Source organism: Photobacterium sp. OFAV2-7 (assembly GCF_022347985.1).
Lineage (GTDB): Bacteria > Pseudomonadota > Gammaproteobacteria > Enterobacterales > Vibrionaceae > Photobacterium.
The window spans coordinates 1-4,606 of the sequence record NZ_JAKRFQ010000386.1 but is presented as its reverse complement, the minus strand read 5'-3'; the positions used below and the strand labels follow the sequence as shown (position 1 = coordinate 4,606).

Here is a 4,606-nt window from a genome sequence, read left to right as displayed (position 1 = left end):
GGATAAGAATGATTTCAACAATTTAGTTACCAGCTCTGGTTGTTCGTTTGTTACACCGTGACCAGTGTTGGGAATCACAACAAGGGAAGAATTCATATACTCGCTGAGTCTAATTCCGCTATCAAGAGGGAAGATTTGGTCGCTGTCGCCCCAAATTAGCATGCTTGGTGGCAGATTATTCGCAGGGTATTGGCTAATCCGTTCTCTGTCACTAACAAGGCTCTGAATTAGCTGTTTTTTCTCACTTCGCCATGGCGCGAAATAACTGAGGTAAATCTGGTCGGCGATAAAGTCTGGCATGCGTTTCTTTTCTATAAACACATGATCAAATAAACGGCGAACTTCGTTGCTATTTTGCGGTACGAACAGATCTTCTGGTTTGGTGACATTGGCGCGAATACACAGCTGGCTTAAATCGTTATCACTGAAAAGCGGACCGGGACTTGCGATGATGACTGATTTATCAATTCTCTCTGGTGACAACATCATATTGTAAGTAACAAAACCGCCGTAGGAGATACCAGCAACGTTAACTTTATCTATCTTTAACGAATCAATGATTTGCCATACAGCATCTGTCTGTGTTGTCAGGTTAGGGACACTGTTACTGTGTGAATCACCGAACCAAGCAAGATCAGGCGCTATCACCATGTAGTCTTTGTTTAGTTCTAGCATCTCCTTTTTCCATGTTGATATGGCCGTGCCGCCAAAACCATGGAGAAGCAGCAAAGGCTTTCCGTTTCCTCCGACCCAATATTTCATTTTGCCGCCGTCGGCAAGAGTGAGAAAATGTTCCGTGTAGCCCGCTTCCTGAAGGGCTAGTTTATCTTGTTCTGCTTTCCAGCCAACTATCTCACAGCCTGTTAACGTAAACAGCAGGAAGCAAAGGGCTACAAGCTGGCGAAGAACGGTGGAGCTTGTGAATTTAGTCATTAATGAATGCCATGCTGAAAAAAGTTAATTTTACATCGTTTTATTTTAAGAGTCTTCTTTAAATTATCCCTTCTGTCATTGAATTTATATTTCTAAATATTTGGAATTAGCTAGGTGATTTGTCTTCAATATCAGAGCTATATAAATGTAATTATTTGTATACACATGGTTGTTATGCCTGAAAAATGTACTATAGCTAAATAGAACAGTTAAGAATTTACTAATGTGATTTTTCACAGGGAGACACCATGCGTGTTTTAGTAACTGGCGGAATGGGCTATATAGGTAGCCATACCTGCGTACAGATGATTGAAGCAGGTATGACACCGATTATTGTTGATAATCTCTATAACAGTAAGAAAACGGTATTAGCCAGGATAGAAAAACTGACTGGAGTTCAGCCTGCTTTTTATGAAGGTGACATTCGTGACCGTGCCTTCTTGGACAGTGTCCTGGCAAAAGAAAATGTCGAGTCAGTGATTCATTTTGCCGGCCTGAAAGCGGTTGGCGAATCTGTCGAAAAACCAATGGAATACTACGACAACAATGTTCACGGTACACTGGTTTTGGTTGAAGCAATGAGAGCGGCAGGGGTGAAGAGTTTGATTTTCAGCTCCTCGGCTACGGTTTATGGTGATCCGGCAACAGTGCCAATTACTGAAGATTTCCCGACCAGCGCAACAAATCCGTATGGGCGCAGTAAGTTGATGGTAGAACAATGCCTGACTGACATTCAAAAAGCCCATCCGGAAATGAGCATCACCCTGTTGCGCTATTTTAATCCTGTTGGTTCTCATCAATCTGGTGAGATGGGTGAAGACCCACAAGGCATTCCAAATAACCTGATGCCGTTTATCGCTCAGGTTGCGGTTGGTCGTCGTGAGTATTTATCAGTGTTTGGGAATGATTATCCGACAGTTGATGGTACTGGCGTTCGTGATTATATTCATGTTCTTGATCTGGCTGACGGGCATTTGGCTGCGCTGAACTATAGAGGAAAAAAGGCTGGTCTGCATATTTATAACTTAGGTACAGGCAATGGGCTTAGTGTTTTGCAGATGGTTGAAGCTTTCTCTAAAGCGGCTGGGGTAGACGTTGCCTATCAAGTAGCACCTCGCAGAACTGGTGATATCGCTGAATGCTGGGCAGATCCGAGTAAAGCGAAGATTGAACTTCACTGGGAGGCAAGCCGGACGGTTGAGGATATGACAGCAGATCTTTGGCGCTGGCAATCTAATAACCCAACAGGTTATCCTGACGTGTAATTCGATATTCGACAATAATTTAATTCGAGTGACAAAGGCCACTGAAAGTATTCAGCGGCCTTTACATTATTAGGCGTTTTTGTGGGTTCGGTAGGGCTTGTTGAAGAAGAAAAAAACCAGGCTTGTAATCGCCCCAAGGGTATCAGCCAGCATATCTTGCTGAGCATCCCAGATATCACCTTGTGATCCCAAAAATTCAATGCCAGCCTCTCCACCGGCCAGTACTGCATACCACCACTCAATGATCTCGTAACCGGCAGCAATAGCCATTATTGCGCATAGGCCAAATAATCCGGCAAGAAACGGGGAGCAATGGCCTTTGCGTGAGAGATATTCAGCTATCGGGTAGGCGTAGAATCCGATAGAGAAATGGGCAAAGCGATCGAAGTGGTTTCGCTCGGAGCCTATCAGTTCGCTAAACCACTCAAAGGGTACATTGGCGAAAGTATAATGCGCGCCAATGGTGTGCAATAACAGCCAGCAAGACATAAATAGGTATGCTGCGTTTGAGAACCTGAAGTGTCTATAGGTAATAAGTAATGGTAAGAAAATTAAGAAGATCGGGACAATCTCTGCGATCCATACTTCAGGAAAAGCCGGATTAATTCCAGACCATACGATTGTCGAGCTTATGACAATGGCAAGGATTAATGGCAATGTCTTGTCTTTGTTTAATGTCATTGTGGGTAATCCCTTATCTGGAGAGAGGTAACAACTAAATATAATACGCTGTTTTATTTTTTGCGGAAACAACAGTGTGTGATTAATGAGATATTGATAGATTAGTCCCGTCAAATTTCATAATACGTTAACCAAGTACTATGCTGGTGTAGTTGAAGGCGATAATATTTAATGGCTTACGGACGTATTTTACAAGGAGAAGATATGCACACAGTGGCGTCAGATGAAGGTGTAACAGCATTACACCAGCAGCGGTTGATTGCAGGCTTCACGAAATACCTTGAACAATTTGAAGATTATCACTCATACGGCGAGGAGAGTGTGGGTTTTATTTACATGCGAAATAACTCTCCGTTGTGTTTTTACAATTCATCATCAGGTTATGCAGCGCTTATCGATTGTCCAGTTGCCCGCCTTCAGTTTGAAGAGTTCCTCCAGCGTCCGGATATTGATGAGTATGTCGCATTATCATTTGTAGGCACCCGTTACGAGCAGCAATATCCAAAAAAGTCTTAGTATCAGTATCCCGTTCTTGAATAACAAAAAATACAGCGTTTTAAGTAGATGTCAGCATCAATAATTGTGATATAATCCTCGGCTAACATTTTCTACCTTAGTGTGAGTTGGCTCACATAAGGTAGAGCTGTAATAATTATCTGCTTAGCACTGAGCATTTTACCGGAGCACCATTTTGCATTTTAAAGACCTTGGATTAGACCAGCGCCTGCTTAAGAAATTGAATCACCTGGCGTTCAATAAACCAACTGAAATTCAACAAACGGCTATTCCTGTTGGCATCCTGGGTAAGGATGTGTTGGCTTCGTCGAAGACGGGCTCCGGTAAAACACTAGCTTTCTTGCTTCCGGCTATGCAGCGTATGTACCGTAGCAAGCCTTTCACAAGACGCGATCCACGCGTCCTTGTACTGACTCCGACTCGTGAGCTTGCCAAGCAGGTATTTGCTCAATTACGTACGTTGAATGCGGGCACACCCTATGATGGTGCGCTGATTGTAGGCGGTGAGAACTTCAACGATCAGGTAAAAGCCCTTCGTAATGACCCAATGTTCGTGATCGCGACTCCCGGTAGATTGGCTGATCATCTGGAGCACCGCAGTACTCATCTTGATGGGCTTGAAATGCTGATCCTTGATGAAGCTGATCGTATGCTAGACCTGGGTTTTGAAGCGCAGCTACGCCGAATTCATGAAGCTGCCAGCCATCGCCGTCGTCAAACTCTGATGTTCTCGGCTACGCTGGATCACGCTGATGTTATTGATATTGCCTCGGATATGCTGAATGCTCCGAAGCGTATTTCTGTTGGTCACTCAGCTGAAGAGCACACAGACATTACTCAGCGCTTTATCTTGTGTGATCATTTAGATCACAAACAGGCGTTGCTTGATAAAGTGTTGGAAACAGAAGACTACAACCAGGTGATTATCTTTACTGCAACACGTGCGGACACTGATCGCCTGACCAAAGAGCTGAATGAACGTAAGATGAAAGCTGTCGCATTGAGCGGTAACTTGAATCAGACTCAGCGAAACAGCATCATGAGCCAGTTTGAGCGTGACTGCCATAAGATTCTTGTGACAACAGATGTTGCCTCTCGTGGCCTCGATATCGACAAAGTATCCCATGTGATTAACTTTGATATGCCAAAGCATGCTGAGGAATATGTTCACCGTATTGGTCGTACTGGTCGTGCGGGTAACAAAGGTGATG

The 4,606-nt window shown here is 43.9% G+C and carries 5 protein-coding genes; 3 read left to right on the top strand and 2 right to left on the bottom strand.

Annotated features, from left to right (window positions below; all coding sequences use genetic code 11):
• On the bottom strand, positions 1 to 933 hold a 933-nt coding region (locus MHN01_RS17290; protein ID WP_239412481.1), incomplete at its 3' end, for an alpha/beta fold hydrolase.
• Positions 934 to 1,181: 248 nt separating this feature from the next.
• Between MHN01_RS17290 and galE the strand changes: the two genes are divergently transcribed.
• Entirely contained in the window at positions 1,182 to 2,198 is a 1,017-nt protein-coding gene (gene galE / locus MHN01_RS17285) for a UDP-glucose 4-epimerase GalE (protein WP_239412480.1), read from the top strand.
• A 69-nt stretch (positions 2,199 to 2,267) separates the two neighbouring features.
• On the opposite strand, the gene MHN01_RS17280 is transcribed toward galE, so the two are convergent.
• Positions 2,268 to 2,879: a DUF2238 domain-containing protein gene (locus MHN01_RS17280; RefSeq protein WP_239412479.1), complete on the bottom strand. Its 612-nt coding sequence runs from the start codon at positions 2,877 to 2,879 to the stop codon at positions 2,268 to 2,270.
• Positions 2,880 to 3,050: 171 nt separating this feature from the next.
• Here MHN01_RS17280 and MHN01_RS17275 point away from each other — a divergent pair, with 171 nt between their 5' ends.
• Together MHN01_RS17275 and MHN01_RS17270 are read left to right on the top strand one after the other, a co-directional pair.
• On the top strand, positions 3,051 to 3,395 hold the full coding sequence (locus MHN01_RS17275; protein ID WP_239412478.1) for a hypothetical protein: 345 nt from the start codon (positions 3,051 to 3,053) through the stop codon (positions 3,393 to 3,395).
• 175 nt (positions 3,396 to 3,570) lie between these two features.
• The coding region (locus MHN01_RS17270) for a DEAD/DEAH box helicase (RefSeq protein ID WP_239412477.1) at positions 3,571 to 4,606 on the top strand (1,036 nt) is incomplete at its 3' end.